The 15,596-nt window shown below is 64.2% G+C and carries 10 protein-coding genes; 3 read left to right on the forward strand and 7 right to left on the reverse strand.

The genetic code is table 11. The annotated features are described in order from the left end of the window. Positions 1-195 precede the first annotated feature (195 nt). The 5 genes from ACZIRK_RS42890 to ACZIRK_RS42910 are packed head-to-tail and all read right to left on the reverse strand — an operon-like array spanning position 196 to position 6,147. Positions 196-408: a formate dehydrogenase subunit delta gene (locus tag ACZIRK_RS42890; protein WP_028167971.1), complete on the reverse strand. Its 213-nt coding sequence runs from the start codon at positions 406-408 to the stop codon at positions 196-198. Then, positions 398-1,228 carry a formate dehydrogenase accessory sulfurtransferase FdhD gene (gene fdhD / locus ACZIRK_RS42895; RefSeq protein WP_130227475.1) on the reverse strand — a complete coding sequence of 277 codons (831 nt, stop codon included), beginning with the start codon at positions 1,226-1,228 and terminating at the stop codon, positions 398-400. The genes ACZIRK_RS42890 and fdhD overlap by 11 nt, the downstream gene beginning before the upstream one ends. A 2-nt stretch (positions 1,229-1,230) precedes the next feature. After that, positions 1,231-4,107, reverse strand: coding sequence for a formate dehydrogenase subunit alpha (gene fdhF / locus ACZIRK_RS42900; protein WP_474419626.1), 2,877 nt, complete (start codon positions 4,105-4,107; stop codon positions 1,231-1,233). 10 nt (positions 4,108-4,117) lie between these two features. Further along, the gene (locus ACZIRK_RS42905) at positions 4,118-5,674 is read right to left on the reverse strand and encodes a formate dehydrogenase beta subunit (protein ID WP_130227477.1); all 1,557 of its coding nucleotides are present in this window, start codon (positions 5,672-5,674) and stop codon (positions 4,118-4,120) included. Further along, on the reverse strand, positions 5,671-6,147 hold the full coding sequence (locus ACZIRK_RS42910) for a formate dehydrogenase subunit gamma (RefSeq protein ID WP_028167967.1): 477 nt from the start codon (positions 6,145-6,147) through the stop codon (positions 5,671-5,673). The genes ACZIRK_RS42905 and ACZIRK_RS42910 overlap by 4 nt, the downstream gene beginning before the upstream one ends. A 237-nt stretch (positions 6,148-6,384) precedes the next feature. Here ACZIRK_RS42910 and ACZIRK_RS42915 point away from each other — a divergent pair, with 237 nt between their 5' ends. The 3 genes from ACZIRK_RS42915 (at position 6,385) to mdoH (ending at position 11,184) form a co-directional block, all read left to right on the forward strand. Beyond that, a complete protein-coding gene (locus tag ACZIRK_RS42915; RefSeq protein WP_130227478.1) occupies positions 6,385-7,299 on the forward strand; it encodes a LysR family transcriptional regulator in 915 nt (304 codons plus the stop codon). Positions 7,300-7,606: 307 nt separating this feature from the next. After that, positions 7,607-9,061 (forward strand): glucan biosynthesis protein G, encoded by a 1,455-nt coding sequence (locus ACZIRK_RS42920; RefSeq protein ID WP_130227484.1) that lies wholly within the window; start codon positions 7,607-7,609, stop codon positions 9,059-9,061. Then, positions 9,049-11,184: a glucans biosynthesis glucosyltransferase MdoH gene (gene mdoH, locus ACZIRK_RS42925; RefSeq protein ID WP_474419627.1), complete on the forward strand. Its 2,136-nt coding sequence runs from the start codon at positions 9,049-9,051 to the stop codon at positions 11,182-11,184. Before ACZIRK_RS42920 ends, mdoH begins: the two co-directional genes overlap by 13 nt. 42 nt (positions 11,185-11,226) lie before the next feature. Here the strand turns inward: mdoH and ACZIRK_RS42930 are convergent, their stop codons facing one another. Together ACZIRK_RS42930 and ACZIRK_RS42935 are read right to left on the reverse strand one after the other, a co-directional pair. Further along, entirely contained in the window at positions 11,227-13,542 is a 2,316-nt protein-coding gene (locus tag ACZIRK_RS42930) for a sensor histidine kinase (RefSeq protein ID WP_474419629.1), read from the reverse strand. 197 nt (positions 13,543-13,739) lie between these two features. Continuing rightward, complete coding sequence (locus ACZIRK_RS42935) at positions 13,740-15,113, reverse strand: cation-efflux pump (protein WP_130227485.1); 1,374 nt, start codon at positions 15,111-15,113, stop codon at positions 13,740-13,742. Between the last annotated feature and the right edge of the window lie 483 nt (positions 15,114-15,596).

The following is a 15,596-nucleotide window of genomic DNA, read 5'->3' on the forward strand; positions in this document are numbered from 1 at the left end:
TCGCCTCGCGCATCCCATCTTGGCCAGCGATCATCCGATCGCATCAAACAGGCCGGACATATGGATGCAAGCGATCCGATCACCTCAAAAGCTCTTGTGCCACGGGGGCCGTCCACATATGGGTCCCGGCGTTCGCCGGGACGACAGCGCCGTAGGTGGGCAAAGCGACGCGTGCCCACCATTCAGTGTTGTGGCCTATGCCTTCTTCAACTTCTTGAGCGCCTCGTGGACGTACGGATCAAGCCCAGCGCCGCCGGCGTCGAGATGGGCGAAGATCGCCTTCCGCATCCGCGGGTCCCAGAATTTCTTGATATGCTCGGCGATGCCCGGCACTGCGCGCTCGTGCCCCTGGTTCTGGAAGAACTTGCCGATCTGGTTGGCCATGTAAATCAGTCGGTCAGGCGACATGGATGGCTTTCCTGCTATCGGCGTGGGGAACGATCCGCTCCGCATGTGTGAACACTTCGAACCCGTCGGCGCGTGCGATCGCCGCGAGCGTAATGCCGGCGGCGTCGGCCATGCGCACGGCAAGCGCTGTCGGCGCGGACACCGCGACCATCAGCGGCGCACCGATGGTTGCCGTCTTCTGCACCATCTCGACCGAGACGCGGCTCGTCAACAGCACCATGCCGTCGCTGGTAGCCACTTTGGCCTGCGCCAGCGCACCGGCAAGCTTGTCGAGCGCATTGTGACGGCCGACATCCTCGCGCAGCGCGACAATGCCGCGCGCTGGCGTCCAGAACGCCGCGGCATGCACTGCGCGTGTCCTGAGGTTGATCGCCTGCAGCGGGGCGATCGCGGCCATCGCGGCCATGATCTCGCGCGGCGAGAAACTGCGGCCCTTCGGCACGATTGCCGCCGGACGAACCGCTTCGGCGATCGAGTCGATGCCGCAGAGGCCGCAGCCGGTCGGGCCCGCGATATGCCGCCGCCGCTCATTGATCAGCGCGGCCTTTTCGGGCGCCAGCCACATCCGCAGCTCGATGCCGTCGTCGAGCTCGATGACGTCGAGCGTCTCGATCTCCTCGGCGGATTGAACAACGCCTTCGCTGAGGCTGAAGCCCACGGCAAAATCGCGCAGGTCCTGCGGCGTGCCCATCATCACGGCGTAGGTGCCGCCATTATAGGTCAGCGCCAGCGCCGTCTCCTCGGGGATCTGGCGCGTGCCTTCGCTGAGGCTGCCGTCGCGCCAGACCTGCCGCTTCGCGCTGGTGACGGGATCGTGCATCCTCACTCCGCGGCTTCCACGACCGGCGCGATCCGGCGTGAATGCTTCGCCTGCGCCTCATAGGCCTTCTGCCAGTCGGACGGACCATTCGACGGCGAGACCTGCACCGCTGTGACCTTGTATTCCGGGCAATTCGTGGCCCAGTCCGAATAGTCGGTCGTGATTACATTGGCTTGCGTGTCCGGATGGTGGAACGTGGTGTAAACCACGCCCGGCGCGACACGATCGGTGATGAGCGCGCGCAGCGTGGTCTCGCCGGCGCGGCTTTTGAGGCGCACCCAATCGCCATCGCGCACGCCGCGCTGCTCGGCATCATGCGGATGGATCTCGAGCCGGTCCTCGCTGTGCCAGACCACATTCTCTGTACGGCGGGTCTGCGCGCCGACATTGTACTGGCTGAGGATGCGCCCCGTCGTGAGCAACAGCGGGAAACGCGGGCCGGTACGCTCGTCGGTGGCGAGATATTCGGTGACGATGAACTTGCCCTTGCCGCGGACGAAGGCGCCGATATGCATCACCGGCGTGCCCTCGGGCGCCTTCTCGTTGCAGGGCCACTGCACCGAGCCGAGCTCGTCGAGCTTGGCGTAGGAGACGCCGGCGAAGGTCGGGGTCAGCGCCGCGATCTCGTCCATGATCTCGGAGGGGTGGTTGTAGTTCATCTCGAAGCCCATCGCCTTGGCGAGTGCGATCGTCACTTCCCAATCGGCTAGGCCGTTCTTTGGCGTCATCACCTTGCGCACGCGCTGGATACGACGCTCGGCATTGGTGAAGGTTCCATCCTTTTCCAGGAAACTCGAGCCCGGCAGGAACACATGCGCGTAATTCGCGGTCTCGTTCAGGAAGAGATCGTGCACGATCACGCATTCCATCGCCGACAGCGCCGCCACCACATGGCTGGTGTTGGGATCGGATTGCAGGATGTCCTCGCCCTGCACGTAGAGGCCCATGAAGGTGCCTTCGATCGCGGCGTCGAACATGTTGGGGATGCGCAGGCCCGGCTCAGGGTTGAGCTTGACGTTCCACATCGCCTCGAACTGGTCACGCACCGCATCCGTCGAGATGTGGCGATAGCCCGGCAGTTCGTGTGGGAACGAGCCCATGTCGCAGGAGCCCTGCACGTTGTTCTGGCCGCGCAACGGGTTCACGCCGACGCCGGGGCGGCCGATATTGCCTGTCACCATCGCGAGGTTGGCGATCGCGATCACCGTGGTCGAGCCCTGGCTGTGCTCGGTGACCCCCAGCCCGTAATAGATCGCACCGTTGCCGCCGGTGGCGTAGATGCGCGCGGCTTCGCGGACATCCTTCGGGTCGACTCCGGTCAGGATCGCGGTGGCTTCCGGGCTGTTGTTCGGCTGCGCGACGAACGCCGCCCATTCCTCGAACTCGCTCCAGTCGCAGCGCTCGCGCACGAAGGCTTCGTTGACGAGGCCCTCGGTCACGATGACGTGCGCGAGCGCCGTCATGACAGCGACATTGGTGCCCGGCATCAGCGGCAGATGCAGCGCCTCAAGGTGAGGGGACTCCACCATCTCGGTGCGACGCGGATCGATCACGATCAGTTTTGCCCCTTGCCGCAGCCGCTTCTTTAAGCGCGAGGCGAACACGGGGTGGGCAGAGGCCGGGTTGGCGCCGATTACGATCACGACATCGGTCTCCTCGACCGAGTCGAAGTCCTGCGTGCCGGCCGAGGTGCCGAAGGTTTGCGACAGGCCATAGCCGGTCGGCGAGTGGCAGACCCGGGCGCAGGTATCGACATTGTTGTTGCCGAAGCCGCCGCGGATCAGCTTCTGCACCAGATAGGTCTCTTCATTGGTGCAGCGGGACGACGTGATGCCGCCGACCGCGTCGCGGCCGTATTTCTGCTGGATCGCCTTGAACTTCGCGGCGGCAAACGAGAACGCTTCGTCCCACGACACTTCGCGCCAGGGATCCTCGATCCGCTCGCGGATCATCGGCTTCAGGATGCGTTCCTTGTGGTTGGTGTAGCCCCAGGCGAAGCGGCCCTTGACGCAGGAGTGGCCGCGATTGGCCTTGCCGTCCTTGTACGGGACCATGCGCACCACTTCCTCGCCGCGCATCTCGGCCTTGAAGGCGCAGCCGACGCCGCAATAGGCACAGGTCGTCACCACGGAATGCTCGGGCTGGCCGATCTCGATCACCGATTTTTCCGTCAGCGTCGCGGTCGGGCAGGCCTGCACGCAGGCGCCGCAGGAGACGCATTCGGAGCCGAGGAAGCTTTCGCTCATGCCCGGCGAGACGCGGCTGTCGAAGCCGCGGCCGGCAATCGTCAGTGCGAAGGTGCCTTGCACCTCCTCGCAGGCGCGGACGCAGCGCGAGCAGACGATGCATTTTGAGGGATCGTAGGTGAAGTAGGGATTGGACTCGTCCTTCGGCATCCAGGCCGGATTGACCGCGCCAGCGGACATGGCGAACACATGGTTGTCGCCCTCATAGCCGTAGCGCACGTCGCGCAAGCCGACTGCGCCTGCCATGTCCTGCAATTCGCAATCGCCATTGGCGGCGCAGGTCAGGCAGTCCAGCGGATGGTCGGAGATGTAGAGCTCCATCACGCCCTTGCGCAGCTTTTTCAGCCGCTCGCTCTGGGTATGCACGACCAGCCCTGGCGCCACGGGCGTGGTGCAGGACGCTGGCGTGCCCGTGCGTCCCTCGATCTCGACCAGGCACAAGCGGCAGGAGCCGAAGGCGTCGACCATGTCGGTCGCGCACAGCTTCGGGATCTGGTGACCTGCTTCCATCGCCGCGCGCATGATGGAGGTGCCCTCGGGCACCGTAATGGGCTTGCCGTCGATGGTCAGCGTGACCATGGTCTCCGATTTGGAGCGCGGCGTGCCGAAGTCGATTTCCTCCATCAATGACATGGCGATTTTCCTATTCCGCGGCCTCTAAGCGGGCCGGTGCCGGGCCGAAATCATCCCGGAAATGCCTGAGGGCACTCAGCACGGGGTAGGGCGTGAAGCCGCCGAGCGCGCAGAGCGAGCCGAACTTCATGGTGTTGCAGAGGTCCTCGACGAGGGCGAGGTTTTCGGCCACGCGCTCGCCGCGGATGATCTTCTCGATGGTCTCCACGCCGCGGGTCGAGCCGATCCGGCAAGGCGTGCACTTGCCACAGGATTCGATCGCGCAGAATTCCATCGCAAAGCGCGCTTGCTTGCGCATATCGACACTGTCGTCGAACACGACGATGCCGCCATGGCCGATCAATCCGTCGCGTGCAGCGAAAGCCTCATAGTCGAACGGCGTATCAAAGAGAGCGCGCGGGAAGTAGGCGCCGAGCGGGCCACCCACTTGCACCGCGCGCACCGGACGGCCGGTGAAGGAGCCGCCGCCGATCTCGTCGACAAGTTCGCCGAGCGTGATGCCGAATGCGGTCTCGAACAGGCCGCCATGCTTCACATTGCCGGCAAGCTGGATCGGCATCGTGCCGCGTGAGCGACCCATGCCAAAATCTGCGTAAGCCTTGGCGCCGTTATCGAGGATGAACGGGATCGCGGCGAACGACAGCACGTTGTTGATCACCGTCGGCCGCCCGAACAGGCCCTTGTGTGCGGGCAGCGGCGGCTTGGCGCGCACGATGCCGCGGCGGCCTTCGAGGCTTTCGAGCAGCGAGGTTTCCTCGCCGCAGACATAGGCGCCGGCGCCGACGCGCACCTCGAGATCAAAGCTGTGCGCGGAGCCGCCGATGCGGGCGCCGAGATAGCCGGCGCGCTCGGCCGCTGCGATCGCGGCATTCATCGCCTCGACCGCGTGTGGATATTCGGAGCGGGTGTAAATGTAGCCTTTGGTGGCACCGACCGTGATGCCGGCGATCGTCATGCCCTCGATCAGCACGAAGGGGTCGCCTTCCATGATCATGCGGTCTGCGAAGGTGCCGCTGTCGCCTTCGTCGGCGTTGCAGACGATGTACTTCCGGTCGGCGCTGGCCTGCGCGACCGTCTTCCACTTGATGCCGGTCGGAAAGCCGGCACCGCCGCGGCCGCGCAGGCCGGAGGTGGTGACGTCGGCCAGGATCTCGTCGGAGGAGAGTGTCAGCGCCCGCTCCAGGCCCTTGTAGCCGCCATGGGCGCGATAGTGCTCGACCGAGCGCGGATCGATCACGCCGCAGCGCGCGAAGGTCAGGCGGGTCTGGCGCTTCAGCCAGGGGATATCGTCGGCGATGCCGAGGCGCAGCGGATGCGGCCCGTCGGCGGCCATCGCATCGAGCAGGGAGGTCGCGTCCGCAGCGCTCACCGGTCCGAACGCGACCCGGCCCGCCGCTGTTGCGACTTCGACCATCGGCTCCAGCCAATAGAGCCCGCGCGAGCCGGTCCTGACAATCTCGATCGCGAGGCCGCGCTGCTCGGCGGCGAGCTCCAGCGCCGTCACGACCTCATCGGCGCCAACGGCGACTGCGCCGGCATCGCGGGGGACAAAGAGTCGCATCGTCATCGCTGCGCCTCCTTCACCAGCGCATCGAGGCGCGCTTCGTCGAGCCGGCCGACCATGCGGCCGTCCAGCATCGCTGATGGCGCGGTGGCGCAGAGACCGAGGCAGTAGATCGGCTCCAGCGTTACGCGCTCATCGGCCGTGGTATTGCCGAGCGCAACGCCGAGCTTGGCTTCGGCGCGCGCGGCCAGCGCATCGCCGCCGGCGGCCTGACAGGCCTCCGCGCGGCAGAGCTTCAGCACATGGCGGCCTGCGGGCGCCTTGCGGAAATCATGGTAGAAGGTGAACACGCCGTGGACTTCGGCACGCGAGAGATTAAGCGCGGAAGCGACCATCGGGATCGCGGGCTCGGGCACGTAGCCGAAGGCCTCCTGCAGCGCGTGCAGGATGACCAGCGTCGCGCCTTCGAGCTTGGCATGCTCGGCGATGATCTCGGCGCCGCGCGCTTCGTTCCAGGGTTCGTAGGCCGACGTCATCCACATCTCTCAAATCGGAGGGTTTTTACTCGCCCCTATGAGAGTTGGAATCGATCTAGATATCAATAAAGCTGTCTCATGCTGCGATCGTGAACAGCGATCGATTTGGATATGAAATCGATCGATATACAAATAGAATTGGTAGCAAAACACCTTGTGCGATACGGCTTTTTCTCGTGTTCGTCGCGGTTGTGATCGTTATATTCGAAGTGGCATGCCAGAGCTGATGAGGCCTTCTTGATCGACAAGCTTGAACTCCTGTTGGCGCTCGCAAAGGAGCGGCATTTCGGCCGCGCGGCGGAGGCGTGCGGCGTCACGCAGCCGACGATGTCGACGAGCCTCAAGCAGCTCGAGGATCTCCTTGGCGTGATGCTGGTGCAACGCGGCTCCCGCTTTCAGGGCTTCACGCCCGAGGGTGAGCGCGCGCTCGATTGGGCGCGCCGTATCGTCGGCGATGCCCGTGCGATGCGGGAGGAGATCAATGGGCTGAAGCACAAGCTTTCCGGCGAGATCCGGATCGCGGCGATCCCGACCGCGCTCGGCATGGTGGCTTCACTGACCACGCCGTTTCGCGCCCGTCATCCGGACGTGCGCTTTCGCATCCAATCCTGCACCTCGTCCGACGTGCTGGGCCTCCTGGAGAACCTCGAGGTCGATGCCGGGCTGACCTATATCGAGAACGAGCCGATCGGCAAGGTTCGCACCATCCGTCTCTATGGCGAGAGTTACCGCTTGCTGACATCGCCCGATGCCATGTTCGGCGATCGCGACACCGTCACATGGAAAGAGGTCGGCCAGGTGCCGCTCTGCCTGCTGACTCCCGACATGCAGAACCGCCGCATCATCGATCGCGCACTTCGTTCGGTCGGCGCGGAAGCAACGCCGACGCTGACCTCTAATTCGTTGCTCGTGCTCTACACGCATGTGAAGACCGGACGCTGGGCAAGCGTGATGCCGGCAAAGCTTGCGGAGACACTCGGCCTCGCCGATGCCGTGCGCAGCATTCCGATCGTCGACCCTGTCGTGAACTACAGCATCGGCCTGGTGATCCCGCAGCGCGACCCGATGACGCCCTTGATTGCCGCGCTGGTCCAGGTCGCCCGCGAAGTCGCGCCCACGCTGGAGTCGGTATCTCCCAATCATGGCGCGTGACCCACGTGTCAGTACGTTGACGCGCGCGTCATGGCGCGGCCGTCAGGGCGCCTGACTGTCTCCTCCAATTCACATTTCAATCGCCGCTCAATTCAGGCCGTTCTGGCGGCCGAATAGCGGCAGAATGCTGATTTTCCCCAAAGCCCAAGCGATGATTGTCTGAACTGAAATCTCTTCTCGCCTTGCAGCATCGAGGGGAACTTTGCCGACGGGTCGACTGTTGCAATGCTACGTTTGGTTCAAACATCTGGGAGTTCCCGTGAATCGTCGCCAGCTACTGCAAGGCTCGGCAGTGCTGCCGACACTCATGTTGTTTCCCGGAACCGAAGCCGTCGCCGCCGTTCCGTTTGATCCGTCCACCGTCCGGGAACTTGCGCGCAGCCTCGCGAGCAAATCGTTCGAGGCGCCCGATGAAAAGCTGCCGTCCGAGCTGAAGGATCTGAACTACGATCAGTATCGCTCGATCCGCTTCATGCCGGAGCGCGCGCTGTGGCGTGCCGAAAAGCTGCCGTTCCAGGCGCAGTTCTTTCATCGGGGCTTCTTCTACAAGAACAAGGTCAGCATCTTCGAAGTCATCGACGGTCAGGCGAGCGAAATCCGCTATCGCAAGGACGACTTCTCGTTCGGCGACAATGTGCCGGCGTTCGCCGCTGATAATCTCGGCTTTGCCGGCTTTCGCATCCACGCGCCGATCAACAGGCCCGACTATTTCGATGAGGTCTGCGTCTTCCTCGGCGCGAGCTATTTCCGTGCCGTCGCCAAGGGTGAAACCTACGGATTGTCGGCGCGGGGATTGTCGATCGACACTGGAGAGGCGAAGGGAGAGGAGTTTCCTTATTTCAAGGCGTTCTGGCTGGAGCGCCCCGCAGCCAACGCGACCTCACTCGTCATCCACGCGCTGCTCGACAGCAAGAGCTGCGCCGCGAGCTACCGCTTCACCTTGCGGCCCGGCGAGACCACGGTGTTCGACGTCGAGATGTCGCTTTATCCGCGGGCCGATCTCGAGCATGCAGGGCTGGCGCCGATGACCAGCATGTTCTTCTTCGGCCCCAATGACCGCAACGATGTCGACGATTTTCGTCCCTCGGTGCACGATTCCGACGGGCTCGCGATTTTCAACGGCAAGGGTGAAAGCCTGTGGCGTCCGCTGAGCAATCCGCGGGATCTTCAGGTCAGCACCTTCCAGGACCTCAATCCGCGCGGATTTGGGCTGATGCAGCGCGAGAAGAGATTCGCCGCCTATGAGGATATCGAGTCGCGTTTCGAGGCTCGCCCGAGCCTCTGGGTCGAACCGATCGGCGATTGGGGCGAGGGCGGCGTCGTGCTGATCGAGATTCCGACCAAAGAGGAAATCCACGATAACATCGCAGCGTTCTGGCGGCCCAAGGCGCCACTGAAGGCCAAGAGTGAAAACAATTTCACCTATCGTCTGCATTGGGGCCCGGATATGCCGAAGCCTCATTCGCTCGCCCGCTTCGTACGCACCGGTATCGGCGCGCGTGGCGAGGACAGCAAATTGTTCGTGCTGGATCTGGTCGGCGACAACCTGAAGGCAATCGATCCCAGCAGCATCAAGGGCGTCGTGAGCGCCGAGAAGTCCGAGATCACCAACATCGTCACGCAACCCAATCCTGACACGGGTGGATGGCGGCTCAGTTTCCAATGCGCGGTGAAGAAGGATACGCCCGTCGAGCTTCGGGCCTTGCTGGTGCAAGACGATAAACCTCTTTCCGAAGTGTGGGTTTATCGATGGGCTCCGTAGCGACGTCGTCGCCGCTGACGCAGGACGCGCTGGCGGGCGGGTTCCTGCCACGCGAAGATCCGCTCGAGATGATCACATCGGACTTCGCGCGCGCGCCGCAGGCGACGCGGCAGCCTGTACCGGTGGCGTCAAGCATGTGGCTGCGGCGGACATTTGTCTTTGCAGCCACTATCGCGCTCACCGGCGCCGGCGCGTACGAGATGTACAAGGTGCTCGAAGTCGGGGGCGTGACCGTCCTGGAATGGATGGTGCTCGCGCTGTTCGTGGCGTTGCTCGCCTGGATCGGCTTCTCGTTCGCCTCCGCCCTTGCGGGCTTTTTCGTCCTGCTCGGCAGAGGAGGGAACGCGCTGCAAATCGCCGCCAGCGGTTCCTTGCCTGATATCGCGAGCCGGACGGCGGTTCTGCTGCCGACCTATAATGAAAACGAAATCCAGTTGATGGCCCGGCTGCGTGCGATCTACGAGTCCGTCGAGGCGACCGGGCATGGTGAGCACTTCGACTGGTTCGTGCTGAGCGACAGCACCGATCCCGATATCTGGATCGCCGAGGAGCGCGCTTTCCTGAAACTGCGGCAAGCTTGCGGTTTCGATCGGCTCTACTACCGTCACCGCGCCAACAATGTCGCGCGCAAGTCCGGCAACATCGCCGAGTGGATCTCGCGCTTCGGGAGCGGCTATCAGTTCATGATCGTCCTCGATGCCGACAGCCTGATGACCGGCGAGACGATGGTGCGGATGGTCCATGCGATGGAGGCGAATTCTGCGGCCGCATTGCTGCAGACGCTGCCGATCATCGTCAATGCGCGAAGCCTGTTCAGCCGCCTGCAGCAATTTGCCGGCCGGCTTTACGGGCCGATGATCGCCGCGGGCGTAGCCTGGTGGCACGGCTCCGAAGGCAATTATTGGGGGCACAATGCCATCATCAGGGTGGCGGCGTTCGCCGAGGCGGCCGGGCTGCCGGAGTTGCACGGACGAAAGCCGTTCGGCGGACATATCCTGAGCCACGACTTCGTCGAGGCCGCGCTGATGCGCCGCTCCGGCTGGGGCATCTATATGGCGCCGACGCTCGGCGGCAGTTTCGAGGAAGTGCCGCCTTCGCTATTGGATTTCGCGGCGCGCGACCGGAGGTGGTGCCAGGGAAACCTGCAGCATCTCGCCGTGTTGCCGACGCGCGGACTGCACTGGATTTCGCGCCTGCATTTCATGACCGGGATCGGTTCGTATATCACTGCGCCGCTCTGGTTTACGTTCCTGCTGCTCGGCATACTGATCTCGTTGCAGGCCCGCTTTGTCCGCCCCGAATATTTTCCGAAGGGGTTTGCGCTGTTTCCCAACTGGCCTGCGCAGGACCCCGTGCTCGCGGCCTGGGTGTTCGGCGCCACCATGGCGCTTCTGATCGTGCCGAAACTGCTCGGCTTCCTGTTGCTGTTGACGCAGCGGGACACGCGGCGGCGGTTCGGCGGCGCCATTCGCGCTTTCCTCGGTGTCATCGTCGAAGTGCTGATCTCCGCCATGATCGCACCCGCGATGATGGTGTTCCAGTCGATCGCGGTGATCGAGATCCTGATTGGCCGTGATGCCGGATGGCAGACGCAGCGCCGCGACGATGGCTCGGTCGAGCGGCGCGAGCTCTATCGCAAATACGGCGTGCCCACGGCCTTCGGCGTGCTGATGGCCGCGAGCGCCTACGCCGTCTCTCTGCCGCTGCTGTTGTGGATGTCGCCGGTCATCGTCGGGCTGTTGTTTGCCATTCCGATCGGCGCCTATACGGCGAAGCCGCGGATGACGGCGCTGTTTGCGACACCGGAGGAAGTCGCGCCGCCGGCCGTGCTGGTCCGTGCGAACGAACTGGCGGCATCGCCTTCGGTTGATCGTGGCCGTGCGCTGTTCGAACTGCAACGCGACCCGCAATTCCTGACGCAGCATCTCCGCTCGCTCCCAACACCGGCGCGCCGGCGACCGCAGGAAATCGACCCGCAGCTCGCAACAGCCCGCGCCCGCGTTGAGGCGAGCGACACCTTCGAGCAGGCCGTCGCCTCTCTCACCGCCCGCGAGACGTTGGCGGTGTTGAACGACCGGGCGTTGCTTGAGAGCGTCCTGCAGTTGCCGGCCAAGGCCGCCTGACGATCGTCGTTCCGGGCTTGACCCGGGACGACAGCGGAACAGCTACGCCGCCTCCCGCATCCTCGCCGCAAAGGCGTTGCGTGGCAGGGCGATGCGGACGACGGTGCCGACGCCGAGCTTGGAGCGCAGCTTCATCGAGCCGCCATGCAGGCTGGTCAGCGAGCGTGCAATCGCAAGGCCGAGACCCGAGCCCTGATAGGTCTTGGTGAGCTGGCTCTCGACTTGCTCGAACGGCTTGCCGAGGCGCTGCAGCGAGTCCTGCGCGATGCCGATGCCGGTGTCGGCGATCAGCATCACGATTTGATCGTCCAGCACCTGGCTGCGCACGATCACCCGGCCGCTGTCGGGCGTGAACTTCACCGCATTGGAGAGCAGGTTGACGACGATCTGCTTGATCGCGCGGCGATCGGCCACCACGGGAATCGTGCGTTCGATGTCGGCATCGAGCGTGAGCTGCTTGGCCTGGGCGCGTCCAGACACCACGCGCAGCGATTCCGCGAGCGTCCTCGACAGATCGAGCGGCTCCAAATCGAGCTTCATGCGCCCGGCTTCGATCTTCGACATGTCGAGGATGTCGTTGATGACGTCGAGCAGATATTTGCCGCTGGTGAGGATGTCGTGGCAATATTCCTGATATTTGTCCGAACCGAGCGCGCCGAACATGCCGCTGCCCATGATCTCGGAGAAGCCGATGATGGCGTTCAGCGGCGTGCGCAGCTCGTGGCTCATATTGGCGAGGAATTTCGACTTGGCGGCGTTGGCTTCCTCGGCGCGGGTCTTCTCCTGCGAATATTTTTCCGCGAGGTCGGCGAGCTCGATCGCCTGCCGCTCGAGCTCGGTCTGCGAACGCTTCAGATCGACGACGGTGGCGCGCAGGCGCAGATCGTTGTCGACGAGCTTCTGCTCGTGGGCCTTGATGCGGGTGATGTCGGTGCCGACCGAGACGTAGCCGCCGTCCTTGGTGCGGCGCTCGGAGATGTGCAGCCACTTGCCGTCGTCGAGCTGCGCCTCGAAGGTGCGCGCGCCCGGCATCGGCACGCCGGCCTCGTGCAACCGCGTGCGGACCTCCGGCATGCTGCCGACCTCGATCACGGTCTCGTAGGAGGTGCCGGGGGCAACGGCCGAATCCGGCAATTTGTGCAGGCGCTGGAAGTGCGAGTTGCAGAGCACGAGGCGGTCCTCGGCATCCCAGAGCACGAAGGCTTCCGGAATGGTCTCGATGGCGTCGCGCAGCCGCAGGTCTGCTTCAACAGTTTTTTCGGCGAGGCTCTTCTGCTCGGTGATGTCGACCGCGATGCCGATCAGGTGCAGGCCGCCATCGGCCGATGCGTGGCTGAGCTCGCAGCGCACGCGCAGCCAGATCCAGTGGCCCTCGGTGTGCTGCATGCGGAACGACTGGTCGATGTGGTCGATCTTGCCGGAGATGAGCTGGTCGGCGATGTCGAACAGATCGATGTCGTCCGATTTCACCAGCGCGTTGACCTCGCCGAATGTCAAAAGGTCGTTGCGGGATTCGAGGCCGAGCAGGGTGAACATCGACTGCGACCAGAAGATGCGACCGCGCGAGAGGTCCCAGTCCCACAGGCCGCAGCGGCCGCGGTTGAGCGCGGTGTCGATTCGGCCGCGGACGGCGTCATTGATGAGATCGCCCTCGCGGGCGCGGGTCGACTGCCAGTGGAAGGCGAAGCCGAGGATGAGCACGACGAATCCCGTGGTCGCCGAGAGCGTGACCGAGAGCGCGGCGTCCGATCCCCAGATCGGCTCGTTCATCTCCTGGATCACGACCACCTGGCCCGGCAGCGATTTCACCTGAACCGAGATGGCGAGCGCGCTGTCGCCGTTCGGCAGGATCATGTCGGCGAGGATACCCTGCTGGCTCGGCGCGACGAGCAGTTGCGCGGTGGAGACGATGTCGAACACCCGGTCGTTCTCGCCAAGCCCGTCGATCGGGGCGCGGGCGAGCACGCGATGATCGGCGCTGGTGACGATGACATGGCGGCCCCTGGCGATGCCCCAGGACGGAATGAGATCGGGCAACAGGTTCTGCAACTGCTCGATATTGCCAAGGTGTTCGCGGCGGCTCGAGGTCAGGCGATCGAGCCGCTCGGCGAGGATATCGGAGAGGGCGGAGAGGTCGCGCTTCAGCGCGGCACGCTTCTGCCGGCTCTGGTCGACCACCTGGACGAAGGCGCCGAGGCAGATCGTGATCAGGAAGGCGATGATCAGCGTGGGCACGGCCCGGCGCAACGCAGGCTCAGCGGTCAAGAGCCTGTGGTAGTCTGGTTTCGCGATCGATTGCGCCAATCCCTTGATCGAATCGGATTGAACGCACGCGTTCGCCGCATGCGCACGCGTCATGCCCTAGACCCCCACCGCAATCTGATTTGCCACACAGTTCGGAAGCCAACCCCACGTTGCTCCCGAATCATTATGATTTGAATCCAGTTTTCCCGGCGTGTCGAGAGTCAACGATTCGTTAATGCGAAATAATTCTTGTCCAAGACAGAATCGCGGCTCGCAAACCGAGTCCGAAACGAGAACGTCGATGTGTGTTCCTACCTGTGCGGCGGCTCGGCGTGGCTGATGACGCGCTTGATGGTGGGGAAGGCGCGGCGCAGCGCGCGCTCGATCGCGTCGACTTCCTCATGCACCTTGATGACGCTCATCGACGGCGCGGCGCGGCAGTGGAAGTTGACGATCTCGCCGGCGTCGGAGTCGCGGACGCGCACATTGTGGATGTCATGGATCGGGCCGTCGGCGGCAAAGCGCGTCAGCGCCTGTCTGATGGTCTCGACGCGATCGGGCGCGGCGTTGCTGCCCCACGGCAGTTCCGGCTCGAGCGGCTCGATGTGGGTGTCGACTTCGACGTCCTCGCCGAAGTCCTCGCGGATCGCGCGTTCGAGATCGTGGGCGATGGCATGGGCCGCGGTGAGTTCCATCTCGCCGTCGACCTCGAGGTCGATGCTGACGATCAGCTTCTCGCCGAGCGCGTGCACGGTGACGTGATGGATGGCAAGCCCGGAATTGCGCGCGATCACCATGATGCGCTCGCGCACGCTCTCATTGTCGCGCGCGACCGGCACCGCGGTGAAGGTGAGGTCGGCATCGCCGAGCACGCCGGCGACCGCGGCCTGCGCCCTGCGCTTGATCTCCTCGACGCGGTCGATCGGAATGGTGCGCGGCACCTTGGCGATGGCGTCGATGAAATAGGTCGGGCCGACCATGCGCACGCGCAGCCGCTCGACCTCGACCACACCAGGCACGTTCCGGATCGCCGCGGTCGCCTTCTCAAGCGCGCCTTCCGGCGCCCGGTCGGTCAGCGTCTCCACGGTCGAGCGCGCCATCCGCAGGCCGAGCAGGGCGATCATGACGGCGACGGCGATGGCCGCGGCGGCGTCGCCCCACCAGAAGCCGAGGCCGGCCAGCACGAGGCCGATGATGACGGCGAACGAGCCCATCACGTCGGAGGCGAAATGCAGCGCGTCGGCGGCGAGCGCCTGGCTCTTGGTTTCCCGCGCGGCGCGATGCAGCGCCCGCGCCCGCCAGAGATTGACGATGATGTCGATGATGAGGACCACGAAGGGGATCGCGGAGATTGACGGCGGCGGCGCGCCTTCGCTCAGCCGGCTATAGGCCTCGACCAGGATGCCGCCCGCGAGCACGTAAAGCAGGGCGATCACGCCGAGCGCGGAGATGCTTTCGAGCTTGCCGTGGCCGTAATGATGCTCTTCGTCCGCGGGCAGGTCGGACACCCGCACCACCGCCCAGGTGATGATGGTCGCGATCAGGTCGACCGAGGAGTGCAGGGCCTCCGAGATCAGCGCCAGCGATCCGATCGCGATCCCGACGACGAGTTTCGCCGCGGCCATGCCACCGCTGGCAAAGACCGAGATCGCTGCGACCGAGGATTTGACGTTGTGAGCGCTCATCGCCTGCGGTGTAGCAGCCCACCCGCCAACATCAAGCGCCGATCGCAGTCGCAATCGCTACTCACTCGCAGCTGCAGGTTGTTGCGAATTATTCCGAATCCAGAAAATGTTTCGCGTGAGTTCACCAGACACATTTCAGATGCAGGTCCACAGTCTCGCGGCGCGTTTCACCCGAGCTTTGCAAAATCATTCGCCCAGAACCAAGAGGGCGCAGGGAACGCCGGGTGCGCGCTGCACCCGCGGTCTCGTGTGCATAAGTGCAGAAAGAAGTGCACACGAGCATACAGGTTCAGCGGAGACACTCCGGCATTCCCTGCGCAATGGTTTTACGGCTTATATCGTGCTCTCCCCGGTGAGACCGCTATCCGATTCACACATTTTTGAGCCTCAAAGTGGTGCCGTATTTGATGCGACGGAAGGCTTCGAGGCCCAGGCGCATCACCTTTGGACCAGGCTTTCCATAGTAGGCGGTCCATCCTCCAA

The organism is Bradyrhizobium sp. Leo114 (genome assembly GCF_055229415.2).

What these genes read in the sequence shown, in the direction of transcription:
- mdoH (WP_474419627.1), top strand. Translation starts at nt 9,049, where the DNA reads ATGGGCTCCGTAGCGACGTCGTCGCCGCTGACGCAGGACGCGCTGGCG.
- ACZIRK_RS42890 (WP_028167971.1), bottom strand. Translation starts at nt 408, where the DNA reads ATGTCGCCTGACCGACTGATTTACATGGCCAACCAGATCGGCAAGTTC.
- ACZIRK_RS42935 (WP_130227485.1), bottom strand. Translation starts at nt 15,113, where the DNA reads ATGAGCGCTCACAACGTCAAATCCTCGGTCGCAGCGATCTCGGTCTTT.
- ACZIRK_RS42920 (WP_130227484.1), top strand. Translation starts at nt 7,607, where the DNA reads ATGTTGTTTCCCGGAACCGAAGCCGTCGCCGCCGTTCCGTTTGATCCG.
- ACZIRK_RS42905 (WP_130227477.1), bottom strand. Translation starts at nt 5,674, where the DNA reads ATGACGATGCGACTCTTTGTCCCCCGCGATGCCGGCGCAGTCGCCGTT.
- fdhD (WP_130227475.1), bottom strand. Translation starts at nt 1,228, where the DNA reads ATGCACGATCCCGTCACCAGCGCGAAGCGGCAGGTCTGGCGCGACGGC.
- fdhF (WP_474419626.1), bottom strand. Translation starts at nt 4,107, where the DNA reads ATGTCATTGATGGAGGAAATCGACTTCGGCACGCCGCGCTCCAAATCG.
- ACZIRK_RS42910 (WP_028167967.1), bottom strand. Translation starts at nt 6,147, where the DNA reads ATGACGTCGGCCTACGAACCCTGGAACGAAGCGCGCGGCGCCGAGATC.
- ACZIRK_RS42930 (WP_474419629.1), bottom strand. Translation starts at nt 13,542, where the DNA reads ATGACGCGTGCGCATGCGGCGAACGCGTGCGTTCAATCCGATTCGATC.